Here is a 19,558-nt window from a genome sequence, read left to right as displayed (position 1 = left end):
CCACACTCAGCAGTGAAACGGGGCTGGCTGTTCACTGCTGGAGTTGATGCCCAGGACCGCATCAAACCCAGCACCCACCCGCCATGCACAACGACGCGGGGCCGGGCGCAATGCCCGACCCCGCGTCGAATGATCCGGTGGTGGATCAGCCCTTCACGGAACCAGCTGCCAAGCCGGCCTTCCAGAAGCGCTGGAGGAACAGGAACAGGGCGATCAGCGGGATGACGCCCAGGAGTGACCCGAGCATGACGGCACCCCGGTTGGGGTCGAAGTAGCTCATCATCCCGTAGAGACCCAGTGTGACGGGTTTCAGCTCCGCGGAACTGATCATCATCAACGGCAGGAGGAAGTTGTTCCAGGTGGCGACGAAGATGAACAGGAAGACCGTCACCATTGCGGGTGAGAGGAGACGCAACACCATCGTGAAGAAGATGCGGGCCTCGCCGGCGCCGTCGATGCGGGCGGCTTCGAGCAACTCCGTGGGCACCGACGTGGCGGCGTACACGTTGCCGAGGAAGACGCCGAAGGGGGACACCATGCACGGGATGAGAATCGACCAGATGGTGTTGGTGATTCCCATCTGCGTGAACAACAGGTACATCGGAACCGTGAGCAGCGCCACCGGCATCAGCAGGCCGGTCATGACGGCGCCCAGCATGATGCCTCGACCCGGGAACCTGAACTTGGCCAGCGCATAGCCACAGGCCACCGAGATGAGCGTCCCGACTGCTGCGGACACCGTGGAGTAGAACACCGAGTTCGCTACCCAGCGGGGGAACAGGTCCTGCGTCCACGACATCAGGGCGCTCCAGTTGGCCCCCCAGCTGACGTCGTTGCCGAACCAGAAGCCGAAGGTGCCCAAAAGGTCACCCTTGGTCTTGGACGACGCGAAGATCACCCAGACAATGGGCAGGAGGAAATACAACCCGATGAGGGCGAGGACCACCGTCGTGAGGTTGCGGGCCGTCTTGCTCGGCGCGATGGCACGCGGGGGCAGACCGTCGATCGACGGGCGGTACACCAACCCGTCCGGAGTGGTTTTCGTCTTGGGGTTCTTGACCCTGGTGAACATCACTTCTGAAGCCTCCGCTGCGCGAGGAAGTAGACGATGGCGAGTGAGCCGGCGATCAGGGCCATCAGGATGGAGATGGCGGATGCCATTCCAGCGCCGCTCGGGGTGATCTGACCCATCATCGTGTTGTAGGCCATCATCATCGGCGTGTAGCTGTTGGGCATCCAGGTGGCCAACGTCTGCACGACTGCGGGCTCGTTGAACAACTGCACCGTGCCGATGATCGACAGCAGCACTGCCAGCAGCGCTGCGCTGCCCACCATGGGGATCTTGATCTGCGTGGTGATCTTCCAACCCGAGGCGCCATCGATGCGGGCAGCTTCGTACAGGTCTCCGGGGATCGCCTGCAGGGCAGCCAGGAAGATGAGCATGTTGTAGCCCGTGTAGGTCCACGTGGTCATGTTGGCCATGGACCACAGCACCACAGGGGGCGACAGGAAGAAGGGGGATCCCTGGACGCTGCCGAAGGCATCCGCGAAGGGCGACACCTCGGGGATGTAGAGGTATCCCCACACGATGGCGGCGATCAAGCCCGGGATGGCGTAGGGCAGGAAGTAGGACAGGCGCCAGAAGCCGGGGCGGCGAACCAGGTACGAGTCGAGGAGCAGCGCCAGGAGGAGCGCGACTCCGATCATGACGGGAATCTGCACCAGGCCGAACAGCATGACGCGTCCGACACCTTCCCAGAATGCAGGGTTCGACGCCGCGACCCGGAAGTTCTCCAGACCGACGAACTGCTCCGTCATCGTGCCACCACCGTAAAGTCCCCCGCTCGCCTTCATGGTGAACAGGGCCGAGCGGGCGGACGAGACGATGGGAGCGATGAAGACGAGGCAGAACGCCAGGAAGAACGGCAGTGCGAACGCCCAACCGCTGATCGCCTGATGCCTAGCCTGTCGGCTCCACCTTCTGCGTTTCGGCTCAGCTGTAGTGCTGGGCGAGGACATATTCTCTCCTATACATCTTGTGCGGACGGAAACCGGGCCTGGGTGCGGAGGCTCCGCTCCCAGGCCCGGGTCCACTGGATCATCGACGATCAGCTGGCAACCGAAAGACCAGCATCCTGCAGGGCAGCGATGGATGCGGCCTGCGCAGCCACGAACACATCAGCGACCTTGCCGGAACCGTTGGCGGCGGCAGCAGCTGCCTCAGCCATCTTCGGACCCACGGCGGAGAAGCCCGGGATGTAGCCGAACTCGGTGCTCATGCGCTCGTTGGCCTTCACCAGTTCAGCCATGACGTCCTGGCCACCGAACTGGCGGCTCATCTTCTCGGGCGTCGCGGCCACGGCGGTGGCGGCGGGAACGAGGCCCTGCTGCGCGAGGTCATCGACCTGGGTGTTGAACCAGGCGTTGAACTCCATGGCCTCAGCCGGGTTGGCGCAGCCCTTCATGACCGCCACGCCAGAGCCGCCGTTCGGGCCGGTCAGCTCGGAACCGTTGATGGCGGGCATCTGAGCGACGCGCCACTGGCCCTCGAAGGCAGTCCCGTCCAGGGCATCGAGTGCGAAACCCGTCTCCCAGGCGGCGGCGATGTTGCCGATGAGGCTGCCGTCGACCAGGGCTGCGCCGTAGGCGTCGCCCCACCGGTCGTGCGTGAGGACGGCCTTGTTGTCCAGCAGTTCCTGCCACATGGCAGCGACGGCCTGGGATTCCGCGGTGTCGGTCTTCACGACCCACTGATCGTTCTCAGCCCCGTACCAGACGGCGCCGGCGCCGGCGGCCTGGCCGGACAGCCAGTACTGCGCCTCGTCAGGGGTGAAGTCAGCGATGTACTTGCCCTTAGCCGCGGCGGCCTTGGCGGCCTCGACGAACGACGCGGAGTCGGTCGGGACCTCGATGCCGAGCTTCTCGAACTCAGCCTCGTTGTACAGGTAGACGAGCGGGCCCGAATCCTGCGGCAGGCCGACCATGGTGCCTCCGACCGACATCTGGCCGAACGCGCCGCCGAAGTCACCCTCGTACTTCTTGGCCTCTTCAGTGACGTCCTCGACCAGGCCCTTGACGAACATCTCGGGAACTTCGGCGTAACCGAGTTGCGCGAGGCAGGGAGCGTTGTTCGCGTTGACGTCCGTCTCGAGCTTGGTGATCATCTCTTGGGCCTTGCCATCGAACTTGGTGGCGGTGACCTGGATGTCTGGGTTCTCGTCGTTCCAACGCTGAACGATCTCGCTGACCGGGGTCATGCCCTCGCCGTCGGGGAGACGGTGGAGGTACTGGATCTCCACGGGCTCGCCGGCGGGCTCTTCAGCGGGCGTGCTCTCCTCGGCCGGGGTGGTCTCCTGTGCAGGGGTGCTGGCAGCGGGGGTTTCCTCAGCGGCGGGTTCGGTGGTGCCGGTGCCACAGGCACTCAGGCCCAGGGCTGCGACGGCCAGCACTGCGCCGGCCTTCATGTAACGCTTGAAAGTCATTAATCCTCCGGATCTACTTCGAGCAGGAGCTATTCCTAGGGACAGACCGTACACTCGCTCATTCCGCGCCCCACCATTTGGACGCGTTAACGCTCATAGCGAACGACTGATTGAACGGTTAAGGTGAGCGATCCGTAATCATTCCGTGACCAAGCCTTCATCGGTGAGCGTGAGCGGCCGCAGAGTGACACGAAGACATCTTGACGTCAAGGAATATCTGGAGCGGTTTGGGCGCGGCGGCGCAGACGGGCTCCTCCTACTAGCCCCGCACCACTAGGCTCAAGGGGAACGAACGTGAGGAGAACTTCCATGAGCAATCTGGCAGCTGTCGGCGTCATCGGAATGGCGGTGATGGGCTCGAACCTGGCCCGGAACCTGGCACGCAACGGCCATCGCGTAGCTGTGTGGAACCGCAGCCCGGAACGCACCAACGAGCTGGTCGCCGAGCACGGCCACGAGGGCGACTTCGTCCCCGCCGTCGAGCTGGCAGATTTCGTCGCCTCGATCGAGCGCCCGCGCCGCATGATCCTGATGATCAAGGCCGGCGCCCCCACGGATTCCACCATCGACCTGTTGGTCCCGCTGCTCGACGAGGGCGACATCGTCGTCGACGGCGGCAACGCCCACTTCGAGGACACCCGCAGGCGTGAGCTCAAGCTGCGCGAACTGGGCCTCCACTTCGTCGGCGCCGGCATCTCCGGTGGCGAGGTGGGCGCGCTCGAAGGCCCCTCGATCATGCCCGGCGGCTCTCCCGAGTCCTACGAAGCGCTCGGCCCCATCCTCGAATCCATCTCCGCCAAGGTCGACGGCGAACCCTGCTGCACCTACATCGGGCCGGATGGCGCGGGCCACTTCGTGAAGATGGTGCACAACGGCATCGAGTACGCCGACATGCAGTTCATCGGCGAGGCGTACGAACTCCTGAAGGCCGTGGGGTTCTCGCACGACGAGATGGCCGACGTGTTCGCCACCTGGAACACCGGCGACCTGGACTCCTACCTCATCGAGATCACCGCAGAGGTTCTGCGCAAGAAGGATCCCCGCACCGGCCGCCCCCTCGTCGAGGTGATCGTCGACGCCGCCGGCATGAAGGGCACCGGCACCTGGACGGTGCAGTCGGCCCTCAACCTGGGCACCCCGGTCAACACCATTGCCGAGTCCGTCTTCGCCCGCGCGATCTCGTCGGCCCCTGAACTGCGCCAAGCGGCGCAGGCCGCGTTGCAGGGTCCCGACGCGAAGATCCAGGTGGCGGACCGCGAGGCGTTCGTCGAGCAGATCCGCCAGGCGCTGTGGGCCTCCAAGGTGGTCGCCTACGCGCAGGGTCTCGACGAGATCCGCATGGCCGGGGCCGAATACGGTTGGGACATCAACGTCGGCGAGGTGGCCAAGATCTGGCGCGCCGGCTGCATCATCCGCGCGAAGCTGCTCGAGCGCATCCGCTCGGAGTACGCGGACAGGAAGCTCGCCACGCTGCTCGAGGCGCCCTCCGTGGCTGAGGGCCTGGCCAGCACGCAGGACGCGTGGCGCGAGGTGGTGTCGGTGGCCGTCAAGGCCGGCGTCCCCGTTCCCGGCTTCGCGGCAGCCCTGGCGCACTATGACCAGGCGCGCGCACCCCGTCTCAACGCGGCTCTCACCCAGGGCCTGCGCGACTACTTCGGTGCCCACACCTACCGCCGCATCGATGCTGAGGGTGCCTTCCACATCAACTGGAGCACCGACGGCACCGAGGAGCCCGCGGACACCGCTGGCTGATGACCACACCTGACCCGCTGGCGAACTTCTCCGCTCCCACGCGCGAGTGGTTCGCCAGCGTGTTTTCGGCCCCCACCGCAGTCCAGGCCGAGGCCTGGACGGCGATCGCGCGGGGCGAGCATGCGCTCGTCGTCGCGCCCACCGGCTCCGGCAAGACGCTGTCGGCCTTCCTCTCCGCCATCGACGGCCTGGCGACGCGGCCCGAGAGGCTCCCGACGGCCGGGACCAGCGTCGTGTACGTCTCGCCGCTCAAGGCGCTGGGCGTCGACATTGAACGCAACCTGCGCGCGCCACTCACCGGCACCCGATTGGCCGCTGAGCGCCTCGGCGTCCCGTGGAGCGAGGTGTCGGTGGGCGTGCGCTCCGGCGACACACCGCAGCGGGAGCGCGCCGCCCTTATCCGGAGGCCGCCCGACATCCTGATCACCACGCCCGAGTCGCTGTACCTGATGCTGACGAGTTCGGCCCGGCGCACGCTGACCTCCGTCGAGACCGTGATCGTGGACGAGATCCACGCCGTGGCGGGTACGAAGCGTGGCTCGCACCTGGCCCTGTCCCTCGAACGGCTGGACATGCTGGTGGGACGCGACGTCCAACGCGTGGCGTTGTCCGCGACCGTGCGCCCCATCGAGCAGGTCGCTTCGTTCCTCGGCGGCGACAGGGCCGTCACGGTGGTGGCCCCGCCCGCCCACAAGTCGTGGGACGTGACTGTGCGCACCGCGGTGGAGGACCTCACCGACATCCCGGATCCCGACGCAGGCGACGGCACTGCAGGCGACCTGCTGGACCTGCTGCGCAGCGGCCCGGCCACGAACGGCTCGATCTGGCCGCATGTGGAGCGGGAACTCTACGACGCCGTCAAACAGGGCCGCTCCACCCTGATCTTCACCAACGGCCGCCGCTCGGCCGAGCGCATCACCGGCCGGCTCAACGAGATGTGGGCGGAGGAGCACGATCCCGACACGCTCCCACCCATCCCGGCACGCCCGCCCGCCCAGGTGATGGCACCCGTGGACACGGTCCGCGGTGCACCGCTGGTCATCGCGCGCGCCCACCACGGCTCGGTCAGCAAGGAGCAGCGCGCCGAGATCGAGGGCGCGCTGAAATCCGGCGAGCTCAAGTGCGTCGTGGCCACCAGCTCGCTCGAGCTCGGCATCGACATGGGGGCGGTGGACCGGGTCCTCCAGGTCGCCTCTCCCCCGTCGGTGGCCAGCGCCCTGCAGCGCATCGGTCGCGCGGGGCACATCGTGGGAGCCACGTCCGTGGGCCAGGTCTTCCCGTTGCACAGGGGCGACCTCGCCTCGGCCGTCGTCACGACGGAGCGGATGCTAGCCGGCGACATCGAGGAACTCCACATTCCCCAGCATCCGCTGGATGTGCTGGCCCAGCAGACGGTCGCCGCAACGGCCGCAGAGGGCGACGAGGGGCTGGACGTCGACGGGTGGTTCACCGCCGTCACGCGCTCACGGCCCTACTCGGATCTGGACCGGTCGCTGCTCGATTCCGTGGTGGAACTGCTCACGGGCGCCTACCCTTCAGCCGACTTCGGCAACCTGCGCGCCAGGCTGGCGATGGGCGAGGACAACCGGCTCTACCCCAGGCCGGGCGCACTGCGGGTGGCCGCCACCTCGGGCGGCACCATCCCGGACCGGGGGATGTTCGGCGTGTTCCTCGCCGGCGAGGAGGCGGGTGCCCGGCGGGTGGGTGAACTCGACGAGGAGATGGTCCACGAATCACGGGTGGGCGACGTCTTCACGCTGGGCGCGTCGTCATGGCGCGTGGAGGAGATCACGCGCGACCGGGTGCTCGTCACGCCGGCCCCGGGGAACACCGGCCGGTTGCCGTTCTGGCGCGGAGAGGACGAGGGGCGGCCCGCGGAGTTGGGCAGGAACATCGGCCGCCTCCAGCGGGAGGCCTCGCGCAATCCGGAGCGGCTGGACCGCCCCTTCCTGGACAGGAACACCCGCCGCAACCTGGAGCGCTACCTGGCTGAGCAGCGCACGGCGACGGGGTCGGTGCCGGACGAGCACACCGTCGTGCTGGAGCGGTTCCGCGACGAGCTGGGCGACTGGCGCGTGGTGGTCCATTCGCCGCTCGGCCGACGGGTGCTGGGGGCATGGTCGCTCATCATCGCGGACTCGCTGTCGCGGGAGGTCAGCATCGACGTCGTGCCCGTGGCCGGCGACGACGGCATCGTGCTGCGCCTCCCGGATTCGGATCTCGTCGAGCGCCTCCCCGAACTCCTCCTGACCGACCCCGACGACGTGGGCCGCATCGTCGTCGAGCAGGTGGGCGGCACCGCCCTGTTCGCCGCGCGCTTCCGCGAGTGCGCCGCCCGGGCGCTGCTCCTCCCCCGGCCCAACCCGGGCCGGCGCGCGCCGCTCTGGCAGCAGCGGCAGCGCTCGGCCCAACTCCTGGAGGTGGCCAGGCACCACCCGAGGTTCCCGATCATCATCGAAACGGTGCGCGAGGTCACGCAGGACGCCTACGACCTGCCCGGCCTCGTCGAGCTCATGCGCGGGCTGCGCTCCGGGGCAGTGCGGCTCGTGGAGGTGGTCACCGATCAACCCAGCCCGTTCGCGGCCACGCTCCTGTTCCGCTATCCCGGGGCCTTCATCTACGACGGCGACGCGCCGCTCGCGGAGCGCCGCGCCGCCCTGCTCGCCATGGACCCGGAGCTCCTGGCCGCCGCCCTGGGCACGCTGGACCTGCGCGAGGTGCTCGACCCGGACGTCGTGGCCGAGGTGGTCGCCGAGCTGCAGCGCACCGCGTCGAACCGACGGGCCGGCCACGACGACGCGGTGGCCGCGCTGCCGCGGGAACTGGGACCGGTTCCCCTCGTCGAGCTCGAGGGGAAGGTGTCGCCTGAGTGGTGGGCCGCCTCCGGAGCCACCGTGGCGGAGCGGCTCAACGACGTGGTGGTGCTCAACCTGGCCGGGCGCCCGCACCTGGTGGCGGTCTCGGATCTGGCCCTGCTGCGCGACGCGCTCGGGATCCCGGTACCCGCCGGGCACGCCGCGCCCCCGGTGGAGGGCCGCGACCCGCTGACCCAGCTCATCGCCCGCTACGCCCGCACCCACGGCCCGTTCAGTGCGCAGGAGGTGGCCGACGCGTTCGGCCTGGGGGTGGCCACCGTCGGGTTGGTGGTGGAGCGGGAGCGGGTGGCAAAGCGCCTGGTGGCCGGGCGGTTCACCGCCACGGAGCCCCAATTCGTGGACCCGGAGGTGCTCCGCCGGCTGCGCAGCCGCTCGCTCTACAAGGCGCGCTCGGAGCTGCAGCCCGTCTCGCAGGAGGGCTTCGCACGCTTCCTGGCGGCATCACACCACGTCGATGACCGGCCGGTGTCCAGCCCCGACGAGGTGCTGCTCGCCCTGCAACGGCTCGCCGGAGCGGCGCTCCCCGCCAGCGCCTGGGAAACCCACGTGCTGCCCGCCCGTCTGGCGGGTTACCAGGCAGCGCACCTCGACGCGCTGCTCGCCGAGGGCGAGGTGGTGGTCCGCTTGCGTGGCTCCGCGGGGCCGAACGACCCGCTGGTGGCGTTGGTCCCGGCGGACGACCTCGACCTGCTCGGGCCACCGGATCAGCCGCCGTCGGAGGAGGCGCTCGCCGTGGCCGACCGGCTCGCGGAGGGCGACGGTACGTTCGCGTCGATCCACGGCGCTGAGTCCGCTGTGGAACTCGCGGACGCACTCTGGCGCGCGGCGGAGGAGGGCGCGATCGCCCCGGCGTCGATGGCTCCCGTGCGGGCCCGGATCGGCGGCGCCGCCCGGGGAGCGCACAAGGCCAGCCGCCCCTCGCCCCGACGGCGTGCCCGCCTCCCCCGCCCGTCTCGCGCGCTGTTGAGCGGGCAGGGATCGCTCACCCCACCGCAGGTCTCGGGCCGGTGGTACCGGGTGCGGGACACCCAGCCCACCCCAGCTGAGGCGGCCTTGGCGTTGGCGTCCTCGTGGCTCGAGCGCTTCGGCGTGATCACGCGCGGTGGGGTGACGGCTGACGGCACGCCCGGCGGTTTCGCCGCCGCCTATCGCCTGCTGTCCAAGCTGGAGGAAGCCGGCAAGATGCTGCGCGGCTACCTCGTGGAAGGCCTGGGCGGCGCGCAGTTCAGCACGCCGGACCTCATCGAGCAGCTTCGCTCGCACGAGAATCGGGTCCCAGCCGTTCCCGAAGGGTCGGCGGTGGAGGGGCCTCGTAACCTCCAGGTCCTGGCCGCCCTCGACCCGGCCAACCCGTACGGCTCGATCCTCCCTTGGCCCGCGCACCCGACGGCCCGCCCTTCGCGCGCGGCCGGCGCCCTCGTCGTGCTGGGCGACGGCGGCTGCCTCGCACACCTCACCCGCGGGGGCCGCATCCTCACCCTCTTCGGCGGCTCCGAGCACCGCGAACGCCACGCCACCCTGGTCATCCACGCCCTCGTGCGCGCCGTGGGTGAGGGAAGGATGGGCCGGCTCCGCATCGAAGAGGTCGACGGCGAACGTGTGGGGGCGTCGGGTCTCGAGGCCACGCTGCTGGCCGCCGGTGCACGGCTCACGCCGAAGGGCATCACGGTGGAGGCGCCCCGTGCCTGAGGGCGACACCGTCTGGCAACTGTCGCAGCGGCTCCAGCCCCTCGTCGGGCGGATCATCGAGCACAGCGACTTCCGCGTGCCCGCGCTCGCGACTCAGTCCTTGGTGGGCACCACGATCGACCGCATCTGGCCCTACGGCAAGCACCTCTACTGGCAGTGCGCGGACCGCATCCTGCACACGCACCTCCGCATGGACGGCACCTGGCGCATCCATGCGGTGGGGGCGAAATGGTCGGCGCCCGCCCATACCGCCCGCCTGGTGATCCGGGTCGACGGCGGGGTCGAGTTGGTGGGGCATTGGCTCGGCGTCGTCGAGCTCTGGCCCGCCGGGGAGTACGACCGACGCACCGCCCACCTCGGCCCTGATGTGCTCGCCAGCGACTGGCACTCCCCCGGCCGCTGGGACCCCACGGGGCGCGACGAGGCGGTCCGCCGGGTGTCGTCGCGCCCCGAGCGGACCATCGGCGAGGCGCTGCTGGACCAACGCAACCTGGCGGGCCTCGGCAACGAGTACCGCGTCGAAGTCTGCTTCCTGCAGGGCCTCCACCCGACGACGTCGGTGGCCCTGTGCGACGTCCCCGCCGTCGTGGACCTGGCCGCGAAACTGATGCGCGGGAACCTCACGAACCCCGTCCGGACATTCACCGGAATCCACCGGCGAGGAGAGAACACGTTCGTGTTCGGGCGCCGGCACCGCCCATGTCGCCGATGCGGCACGCTGATCGAGGCCTCGGAACTGGGCGGCGGCAGGTCCGTCGCCGACGCCGACGTGGACCAGCAGCGCGTCATCTGGTGGTGCCCCACCTGCCAGCCCGCGCCATAGCGGGGCCGTCGCTTTCCTATCGATGGAATGCGTGTGGAACAATGAAGTTGCGTTGAATTCATCCGCTCCTCCAGAGCAGAATCACCGCGGGGAAGGACTCGAAGTGGCCGCTACGATGCAGGATGTTGCGAAGCTTGCCGGCGTTTCGGTCAAGACCGTTTCCAACGTCGTCAATGAATTCCCACATGTGCGTCCCGAGACCCGCAAGCGGGTTGAGAATGCCATCGAAAAGCTCGGCTATGAGGTGAACTTCACCGCCCGGAACCTCCGTCGTGGACGGACGGGCCTCATTGGACTGGCACTGCCCGAATTGAAGCTCCCCTATTTCGCGGAACTCGCTGATTCCGTCATCGTGGAAGCTGAGAAGGCAGGCCTGCGCGTGTTGATCGAGCAGACCAACTCGGATCGGAACCGCGAGATCGACGTCCTGCACGGTCCGCTCCGCACCATGACCGACGGCACCATCTTCTCGCCGCTGGCCCTCGGGCCGGAGGACATCAGGCTGTTCACCGTCGACTTCCCACTCGTCCTGTTGGGCGAGCGTGTCTTCGGTTCTCCGAACGACCACATCACGATGAGCAACGTGGACGCGGCCGCGGCGGCCACCCGGCACCTCATCGAGCAGGGTCGGACCCGCATCGCCGTCGTCGGCGCGCACCCCGGCGAGGTGGTCGGGTCCGCAGCACTGCGTGAGCGCGGGTTCCGCCGGGCCATGGGCGAGGCCGGGTTGCCCGTCCGGGAGGAACTGATCCGGCCCACGGGGCTGTGGCACCGCAACACCGGAGCCGAGGCGACCGATGAACTCATCGAGTCCGGCGCGGAATTCGACGGCGTCGTCGCCCTGAACGACACGCTCGCGCTGGGCGTGCTGCACTCCCTGCATTCACACCGGATCGACGTGCCCAGCCAGGTGGCGGTCATCGGCTTCGACGACATCGAGGATGCCGCCTTCACGCGCCCCACCCTCAGCACCGTATCTCCGGGACGCCAGCAGATCGCCCGGGTGGCGGTGGCGATGCTGGAGGACCGCGTCCGTGAGGCAGCCACTCCCCTGAAGGACCGGCTGCCCGTGCGCCACCTCTATGCAGACTTCACCATCGTCGAGCGTGAGTCCTCCGGGGCGAAGACCCCGGTCTGATCCAGGCGGCGGCGCATCAACCACGCGGTGAGCAGCGCCACCAACCCCGGCACGGCCAGTGGGACCAGGATCGGGAAGCGCCAGGCGACGACGGCCAGGCCTGCGGCGCTGACCGCCCAGGCAGCCGCCGTCGCCGGCGACACGAGGCAGACGCCCAGCGCGGCACGCCACAGCGTGAGCACGGGGACGCGACGGCCGCGCTCGTCGGCCAGCATGGGCACGACGTAGGCCAGCCCCAGCGACAGGCACGCGGCGACGCCCACCGTGACCACGAACATCGGGGCCATCCACGGCTCATCGCCGAGGCTCAGCACCCAGCCGTTGAAGCCCAGGACGACGAGGGCAAGCGTCGCCGGCCAGCCGACCACGGTGCTGCGGACCAGGGTGGCGCGCCAGGCGCGGACGAAGTCACCGAGCGGACGGGTGCTGGCGTCGTCGGTGCCCAGCCTGCCGAGAACCGACACGGCGGCCACGCTGGCGGGCAGGTGGCCGAACAGGATCAGGCCGAGCAGGGTCGCCACCCACCAGGCGAGGCTGACCTCCACCACCTGGGTGCCGGTGCCGAGCCAGCGCATCGCTGTCTCCGCCCACCCGCCGCCCGTGCGAGGCGACCGCTTCACGCCTTGATGCCCCACACCGTCACTCCCTGCTCGTCGATTCCCGCGAACGCGAGTTCCCCGTCATGGGCGAAGCACACGGCGTCGACGACCTGCCCCGCCAGCGACACGCTCCCGCGGCCAGCCGTGGCGAGTGCCGCTAGATCTGCACCGTTGAGCTCCACCCGAGTGGGGCGCACGGGAATGGGGGCCGACGCCTCCAGCCGGTAGACGAGCCAGTGGCCCGCCCACACGGCGTCCTCGGGCACGTCGTGCCCGGGTGCAGGCAGCGGGTTGGCCACCGGCCAGCCACCGGCGGTCCACTTCAGCGCCCGGAGGTGCGCCGTGTGGCGGGTCGGGTCAACGCCGTCGCGGACGTGGTGCACGAGGACCAGCCCCGAGGACGTCACCAGGTGCGAACTGTGGCCGGGCGCAGCCCAGATGGTGCCGTCCGGCGCTTCGTAGCTCGTCAGGATCAGGGTCCCGACCTGAGCAGGCGGCTCCGAGTCGTCGATGAGGCCGGCTCCGGTGGCGTCCACGTACGGGCCGGTGATCGAATCCGAGGCGGCGACGCGAACGTTGTAGGTGTCGAAGAGCGAGTCGAACGAGCACACCAGGAAATACCGCCCCCGTGCGGCGATGATGTGGCCGCCCTCGACGGCACCGTTGATCGACGCGGCCCGGTGCACGACGGGCTCCCCCAGATCACCGGGTTCCAGCGGGAACCCCGCCTCGTCCAGCGGGAGGATCCGCAGACCACCGAAGAACGAGCCGTACAGCAGCCAGTCGGTGCCGTCGGCATCGGTGGTCACCCCGGCGTCAATGGCGTTGACGTCGTCGGCGTCGTGCCGCGTCGACACGACGAGGGCCCGGTGTTCCCAAGGACCGGTGGCATCAGGGGCCGTTGCCAGCGCAATCGCCGAGGTGCGGGAGCCGAAGGAACTGGCCGAGTAGTACATGCGGTACTCCTCGCCACGCCGGATGACCTCCGGGGCCCAGATGCCGTGGGCACCCGACCACTCGGCGGCGGGACCGGGCACCCCGTCGAAGGCGTGCCCGAACCAGCTCCAGGTCTCCAGATCCCAGGATTGCCGGATCTGGACGCCGGCACCGGGAGCGCCGGCCACCGCGGTGTCCGTGGACATCATCAGCCACCGGCCGTCCCGGGCCCGGACGACGGTGGGGTCATGGGCGCCCCAGAGACCGGGATCGGTGTGGGAGACGGCCTTCACAGCCAGGTAGTCGGGTCCCATGTCAGCCCTTCGTCCCGGTGAGTGCGACGGATTCGATGATCTGCTTCTGGAAGGTGACGAAGATCACGAAAACCGGCACAAGTGCAATCACCGAAGCGGCCATGATCAACGGATAGTCGGTCTGAATGGCGTAATTGGCATTGAAGTTGGCAATGACCACCTGGAGCGTCTGTTTCTCCGGGCTGTTGAGGTAGATGATCGGCGCCAGATAGTCATTCCACACCGCCATGAACCACAGAATGAATTGCGCGGCGATAGCGGGCCGAATAAGAGGCAGCACTATGGAGCCGAAGATCCGCAGATAACCGGCGCCGTCAATCTTGGCGGCCTCAATGAGGGAATCCGGCACGCTGTGCAGGTATTGGCGGAGGAAGAAGATCATCATGATGTTGCCGAACAGGCCCGGAATGATCAGCGGCAGCAGGGTGTCGATCCAACCCAGCTTCGAGAACATCACGAACTGGGGAATCATCAGGGTGGGGAACGGGATCATGATGCCGGCGAGCATGAACAGGAAGATCGCGTTCTTCCCGGGGAGGCGGAGCTTGCTGAAGGCGAACGCCGCCAGCGTCGAGGTGATCGAGCCCACGATGGTCACCGTCAGCGACACGATCAGCGAGTTCTTGATGCCACTGGCCAACGGGCCGGCATCCCACACCCGCAGGTAGTTCTGCCATTGCGGCAGTGGCGGGATCCACTCCGGAGGGAGGGAGAAGACGCCGTCCTGGGTCTTCAGCGAGGTCGACACCATCCACAGCAGCGGAGCCACCATCACGATGCCGCCGATCAGTAGCAGTACCGCGACGATGATGTTGCCGGTGCGATAGCGGGTCTTGGCTGTCGACGCCATGTCACTCAGCTCCTTCGTGGCCGTGCCTGGCGTTGAACCAGAACTGCAGGGCCGTGATGATGAAGACGAGCAGGCCGAGGAGGACCGCCATCGCCGACGCGTAGCCCATCTGCAGGTTGGCGAAGGCCTTCTGCCAGATGTACCAGACGATCGACGCCGACGAATATTCCGGGCCGCCCGTGGGGGTCATGATGTTGATCTCGGTGAAGATCTGGGAGCCGCCGATGACGCCGGTGACAACCAGGAAGAAGGTCACGGGCTGGACCATGGGCAGCGTGATGTGCCAGAACCTGCGGAAGGAACCGGCGCCGTCGAGTTCAGCCGCCTCCATCAGCGAGGCCGGCACGCTCTGCAGCGCGGCGAGGTAGAGCAGCATCGAGTAACCGAGGCCCTTCCACACGGCCATGATGATGAGGGCAGGCTTGACGGTGGCGGTGTTCTGCAGCCAGTTGGGGCCGTCGATGCCGATGAGCTCCAACACCTGGTTGACGAGGCCGAAGTCACCGTTGTAGGCCCATTGCCACAGGATCGAGACGGCCGCGAGCGAGCTGACCACGGGCACGTAGTAGATCGAGCGGAACAGCGCCCGGCCGGGCATGCGCCGGTTCATGGCCAGCGCGAGGGTCAGGGCCAGCACCAGGCCGATCGGGATGCCGATCATGTAGAAGAAGGTGTTGCCCAGCGACGTGAGGAAGTAGGGGTCGTTGAAGGCGGTGACGTAGTTCTGCAGGCCGACAGGCTGGGGGTCGCTGAGCATGTTCCAGTTCGTGAACGACGCATACACCGCGTACAGGAACGGCCCGATGGCGAACACCAGGAAGCCGAGCAGAGGCAGGGCGATGAAGGCTGCGGCGACCCAGTGCTCCCGTCGGTACAGATGGCTCTTTCGCGTGCGGGCCTTGTGGCCGGCAACGTTGACGCTGGTGTGCACAGTGCTCTCCCGTCATGGGGGTGGGACGGGGCAGGAGCCCCGCCCCACCGTCGAAGGTGATCAGATACCGGCGGCCTGGTTGGCGGCGTCGAGCTTCTGCTGCATGCGCGGCTGGACGTCCTTGCAGTAGTCCGCCGCGCTGATCTTCCCGTCGAGCACCGGCTGGATGCCCACCCAGAACTCGTCGTACCACTCGCCGGACCAGGTGGTGGCGGCGGGCAGGGCGCGGCCGTACTCCTCGGCGATCTGGACGAACTCGATCTTGTTCTCGGGCATGCCCTCGGACTCGGCGTATTCGCCGTGGGCCATGTCCACCAGGTTGGGGATCTGGACGCCGGCCTTGTACAGCTGGCGCTGGGTCTCCTCGTTGGCGGAGAGGAACATCGCCAGTTGGGCCGCGAGCTCGGAGTTCTTCGTCTTCGACGACACCGCGATGCCGAGCGAACCCACCCAGGTGGCGGTCTTGCCGGTGGAACCCACCGGGTAGGGGATGAGATCCCAGTCGAAGGGCAGCTTCGCGTAGGTGGAGACGTCCCAGGGGCCGACGGGGAAGAAGCCGATCTGGCCGCGCATCCACCGCTGGTAGGTGTCCATGGTCTGGGCCTGCTCGACCGACGGCGTGGACTTGTCGACCAGCTGGATGTCGGCGAAATCCTGGAAGGCTTCTGCGAACTCGGGGGTGTCGACGGCGACCTTCCGGCGGTCAGCATCGGCCCAGTCGCCGCCGTTGGACCACACCCACGCCTGGAGGTTCCAGGTGACGTTGAGGCCGGTGCCCCACTGTTCGCCCGTGGTCAGTTGCTTGGCGACGTCGCGGAACTCCGCCCAGGTGTAGGGGGTGTCCTTGTCGGGCAGCGCGATGCCGGCCTTCTCGAACATCGTCTTGTTGTAGCCGAAGGAGAAGGGGCCGATGTCCTTGGGCAGCCCGTAGAGGGCGCCTTCGCCCACCTTGGACCCGTCGAAGCGGTAGGAGTCCACGCCGTACTTCCAGACCTTGTCCACCTCGATGCCGGCGGTCTCGATGTCGGCGGTGATGTCCTTGACGACGCCGTTCTTCGCAAACGCCATCACAGCGCCCTGTTCGAGGTAGAAGACGTCCGGCGTCTGGTTGCCGGTGATGGCTGCCTGCAGCTTGGTGCGGTACGAGTCGGCGTCGGTCACGATGACCTTCACCTTGGCGCCAGTCTCGTCTTCGAAGGCCTTGATGGCCTGGTCGTATGCCTTGCGCTCGTCCTCACCGCCACGGAACATGTAGGTGAGCTCGACGCCGGAGCCGGAGCTCCCGCCGTTGCCGCCTGAGCCGGAAGCCGGGTCGTCGCTGCCTCCGCAGGCGGCGAGCGTGGGGGCTGCGAGGGCTGCACTGGCGCCGATAAGGAAGTTGCGGCGGTTGAAGTTGCCAAACATTTCTGGCCCTTTCGTCTCTTTGGGGGCCGGGACCCACGCACCCTCGGTCGTTGAGAGGCGTCACGTTCCCACCCTGGAACTGGTAGCCAGGAAACTACACTTACATCGATGTACACGCAACCGCCGTTATCGAATCGTGACCTTTGCAGGACTCCCTACGCTCAGAAACTACAGTTGCGGCCAGGCCTTGACCTTCCACCGCGCCAGGTGACATGCTGGATTTCCATCGATGTACAGTTTCAGCAAAGGGGCTCAGGCATGCATCATGCCCATGTGGTCATCAATCCAGCGTTCCGGGTCGGCCCGGTGCGCCGACGGACATTCGGCTCGTTCGTCGAGCACCTCGGACGATGCGTCTACACCGGCATCTACGAGCCGGGGCACCCGACGGCCGACGAGAACGGGTTCCGGGGCGACGTCCTCGACCTGGTGCGTGAGCTCGGGGTGTCCACCGTGCGCTACCCGGGCGGCAACTTCGTCTCCGGGTACCGCTGGGAGGACGGCGTGGGGCCCGTCGAGGATCGGCCGCACCGGCTGGATCTCGCCTGGCACTCCTCGGATCCCAACACGTTCGGCACCGACGAATTCATGGCCTGGGCGCGGCTTGCCGGGATCGAGCCGATGATGGCGGTCAACCTCGGCACGCGTGGCACGCAAGAGGCCCTCGACCTGTTGGAGTACTGCAACGTGCCCGGCACGTCCCACTTCGCGGAGCAGCGTCGGGCCAACGGCGCTGACGAGCCGTACCGGGTCCGGATGTGGTGCCTCGGCAACGAGATGGACGGTCCCTGGCAGATCGGTCACAAGACAGCCGAGGAGTACGGCCGCATCGCCACCGAGACGGCCCGCGCCATGCGGATGATCGACCCCTCCCTCGAGCTGGTCGCGTGTGGCTCCTCGCAGCGCTCCATGCCGACCTTCGGTGAGTGGGAGCGCGTCGTCCTCACAGAGGCCTGGGACCACGTGGACATGATCTCCGCGCACGCCTACTACTGGGAGGGCGAGCACGGTCTCCAGGAGTTCCTCGTGTCCGCCGAAGACATGGACCGCTTCATCAGCCAGGTGGGCGCGACGATCGACGCCGTCGGCGCCGCCCGGAAGAGTGACAAGAAGATCGGCATCTCCTTCGACGAGTGGAACATCTGGTACCAGGACCGCACGCCGTCGAGGCCGCCCACCGGCGACGACTGGCCCGTGGCACCCCGACTGCTCGAGGACAACTACTCGGTGGCCGACGCCGTCGTCTTCGGGAACCTGCTCATCTCGCTGCTGCGCCACACCGACAGGGTGTGGTCGGCCAACCTGGCGCAACTCGTCAACGTCATCGCGCCGGTGATGAGCGAGCCCGACGGCCCCGTCTGGAAGCAGACGACCTTCCACCCGTTCGCGCTCACCTCCAGGTACGCCCGGGGCGAAGTGCTCCGCGTCGTCATCGACTCCCCCACGATCGAGAGCCACGCGTTCGGCGTCGTCCCCGCGGTGGACGCCGTCGCGACGTGGGACGAGTCGGCCGGTGCGCTGTTCCTCGTCAACCGCTCCGAGTGCGAGACCATCGAGGTGGGGGTCGATGTCCCCGCAGGCGTGTCCCTGACCGAGGCCGTCACCCTGCACCACACCGACCCCCGGTGGCAGGCCGGCGTTGACGACGACACCACCGTGGCACCGCGCCCGAACGAGAGCGCCACGCTGACCGACGGCTCCCTGGAGATCTCACTTCCGCCGATCTCCTGGACGATGGTGAGGTTCGCCGGATGACCGTCAGGTGGGTCGCGGGCGTGGTGGCTGCCCTCCTGGTGGCAGGCTGTCAGGCGGGCTCCCCCGTGGCGGAGGAACTCGACGTGTCGGGTGACCTCCGCACACACGATCCGGGCCTCGTCGTCGGCAACGACGACCACCCGTGGTTCGTGTTCTCCACCGGCGACCCCCGCGTCGCCCAAGGCGCCATCCAGGTCCGCACCTCCGCTGACGGGCGTGAATGGCGCTACGCCGGTGAGGCGTGGGGGCCCGACACGGCGCCCCAGTGGGCCGTCGAGAAGATCGCCGGCGTGGAGAACTTCTGGGCTCCAGAGGTGGTGGAGCACGAGGGCACCTGGTACCTCTACTACTCCGCCTCCACGTTCGGCTCCAACACGTCGGCCATCGGCCTGATGACCAACGAGGAGCTCGATGCCGAGGATCCGTCGACGGGCTGGACCGACCGGGGCGAGGTGGTCTCGTCCGACGGATCCAAGGACTACAACGCCATCGACCCGGCCGTGCTCGTCGACCAGGAGGGCCAGGGCTGGATGGCGTTCGGGTCGTTCTGGGGCGGCATCCAGTTGGTGCCGCTGGATCTCCCCTCCGGCACGGTCGCGGAGGGAGCCGAACCGGTGACCATTGCCAGTCGCCAGACCGCCACCAACGCCATCGAGGCGCCGGCGCTGCTGTACCGCGACGGCTGGTACTACCTGTTCGTCTCGTTCGACTCGTGCTGCCGGGGTACGGCCAGCAGCTACAACATCAACGTCGGGCGCGCCAGGTCACCCGAGGGGCCTTACCTGGACGCGGAGGGGGTCGATCTCGCAGAGGGCGGCGGCACGCTGCTGCTCGAAATCGTCGACAACCGCATCGGCCCCGGCGGCCAGTCCGTCTCGGGCGACCACATCGCCTACCACTACTACGACGCCGACCTCGGCGGCGACTTCCAGCTGGCCATCCGCACCTTCGGTTGGCGCGACGGCTGGCCGATCCTCCGGACCGAGTCCGAGACCACGAAGTAAGGAGA

General features: G+C 68.1%; 14 protein-coding genes. 6 read left to right on the top strand and 8 right to left on the bottom strand.

Features of this window, described 5'->3' with window-relative positions; genetic code table 11:
* Positions 1-145: 145 nt before the first annotated feature.
* From J7D54_RS05175 to J7D54_RS05165, 3 genes are all read right to left on the bottom strand, one after another.
* Positions 146-1,072 carry a carbohydrate ABC transporter permease gene (locus J7D54_RS05175; protein WP_182764603.1) on the bottom strand — a complete coding sequence of 309 codons (927 nt, stop codon included), beginning with the start codon at positions 1,070-1,072 and terminating at the stop codon, positions 146-148.
* Entirely contained in the window at positions 1,072-2,019 is a 948-nt protein-coding gene (locus J7D54_RS05170; protein ID WP_182764396.1) for a carbohydrate ABC transporter permease, read from the bottom strand. Before J7D54_RS05170 ends, J7D54_RS05175 begins: the two co-directional genes overlap by 1 nt.
* Before the next feature lie 89 nt (positions 2,020-2,108).
* Positions 2,109-3,482 (bottom strand): ABC transporter substrate-binding protein, encoded by a 1,374-nt coding sequence (locus J7D54_RS05165; RefSeq protein ID WP_245244148.1) that lies wholly within the window; start codon positions 3,480-3,482, stop codon positions 2,109-2,111.
* A 309-nt stretch (positions 3,483-3,791) separates the two neighbouring features.
* On the opposite strand from J7D54_RS05165, the gene gndA reads away from it, so the two are divergent.
* The 4 genes from gndA (at position 3,792) to J7D54_RS05145 (ending at position 11,760) form a co-directional block, all read left to right on the top strand.
* Entirely contained in the window at positions 3,792-5,234 is a 1,443-nt protein-coding gene (gene gndA / locus J7D54_RS05160; protein WP_182764397.1) for an NADP-dependent phosphogluconate dehydrogenase, read from the top strand.
* Positions 5,234-9,799 carry a DEAD/DEAH box helicase gene (locus J7D54_RS05155; RefSeq protein ID WP_182764398.1) on the top strand — a complete coding sequence of 1,522 codons (4,566 nt, stop codon included), beginning with the start codon at positions 5,234-5,236 and terminating at the stop codon, positions 9,797-9,799. The genes gndA and J7D54_RS05155 overlap by 1 nt, the downstream gene beginning before the upstream one ends.
* A complete protein-coding gene (locus J7D54_RS05150) occupies positions 9,792-10,622 on the top strand; it encodes an Fpg/Nei family DNA glycosylase (RefSeq protein ID WP_182764399.1) in 831 nt (276 codons plus the stop codon). Before J7D54_RS05155 ends, J7D54_RS05150 begins: the two co-directional genes overlap by 8 nt.
* A 115-nt stretch (positions 10,623-10,737) precedes the next feature.
* Positions 10,738-11,760 (top strand): LacI family DNA-binding transcriptional regulator, encoded by a 1,023-nt coding sequence (locus tag J7D54_RS05145; RefSeq protein WP_182764400.1) that lies wholly within the window; start codon positions 10,738-10,740, stop codon positions 11,758-11,760.
* On the opposite strand, the gene J7D54_RS05140 is transcribed toward J7D54_RS05145, so the two are convergent.
* From J7D54_RS05140 to J7D54_RS05120, 5 genes are read right to left on the bottom strand one after another with little or no spacing between them, the layout of a single operon-like run.
* Positions 11,703-12,380: a YesL family protein gene (locus tag J7D54_RS05140; protein WP_182764401.1), complete on the bottom strand. Its 678-nt coding sequence runs from the start codon at positions 12,378-12,380 to the stop codon at positions 11,703-11,705. The two genes, J7D54_RS05145 and J7D54_RS05140, sit on opposite strands and share 58 nt — an antisense overlap.
* Positions 12,377-13,609 carry an arabinan endo-1,5-alpha-L-arabinosidase gene (locus J7D54_RS05135; protein ID WP_182764402.1) on the bottom strand — a complete coding sequence of 411 codons (1,233 nt, stop codon included), beginning with the start codon at positions 13,607-13,609 and terminating at the stop codon, positions 12,377-12,379. Before J7D54_RS05135 ends, J7D54_RS05140 begins: the two co-directional genes overlap by 4 nt.
* A gap of 1 nt (position 13,610) precedes the next feature.
* Positions 13,611-14,459: a carbohydrate ABC transporter permease gene (locus J7D54_RS05130; RefSeq protein ID WP_182764403.1), complete on the bottom strand. Its 849-nt coding sequence runs from the start codon at positions 14,457-14,459 to the stop codon at positions 13,611-13,613.
* Between the two features lies 1 nt (position 14,460).
* Complete coding sequence (locus J7D54_RS05125) at positions 14,461-15,390, bottom strand: carbohydrate ABC transporter permease (protein WP_182764404.1); 930 nt, start codon at positions 15,388-15,390, stop codon at positions 14,461-14,463.
* 60 nt (positions 15,391-15,450) lie between these two features.
* Positions 15,451-16,794, bottom strand: a complete 1,344-nt coding sequence (locus tag J7D54_RS05120) for a sugar ABC transporter substrate-binding protein (RefSeq protein ID WP_182764405.1) — start codon at positions 16,792-16,794, stop codon at positions 15,451-15,453.
* 258 nt (positions 16,795-17,052) lie between these two features.
* Between J7D54_RS05120 and J7D54_RS05115 the strand changes: the two genes are divergently transcribed.
* Together J7D54_RS05115 and J7D54_RS05110 are read left to right on the top strand one after the other, a co-directional pair.
* Positions 17,053-18,549 carry an alpha-N-arabinofuranosidase gene (locus J7D54_RS05115; RefSeq protein WP_182764406.1) on the top strand — a complete coding sequence of 499 codons (1,497 nt, stop codon included), beginning with the start codon at positions 17,053-17,055 and terminating at the stop codon, positions 18,547-18,549.
* Entirely contained in the window at positions 18,546-19,553 is a 1,008-nt protein-coding gene (locus J7D54_RS05110) for an arabinan endo-1,5-alpha-L-arabinosidase (protein WP_182764407.1), read from the top strand. The genes J7D54_RS05115 and J7D54_RS05110 overlap by 4 nt, the downstream gene beginning before the upstream one ends.
* Positions 19,554-19,558 lie beyond the last annotated feature (5 nt).

It is taken from the genome of Tessaracoccus sp. MC1865 (assembly GCF_017815535.1).
Classification (GTDB): Bacteria; Actinomycetota; Actinomycetes; order Propionibacteriales; family Propionibacteriaceae; genus Arachnia.
Note: the sequence above shows the minus strand (reverse complement) of the source record. Positions and strands in the feature narration are given on the sequence as shown.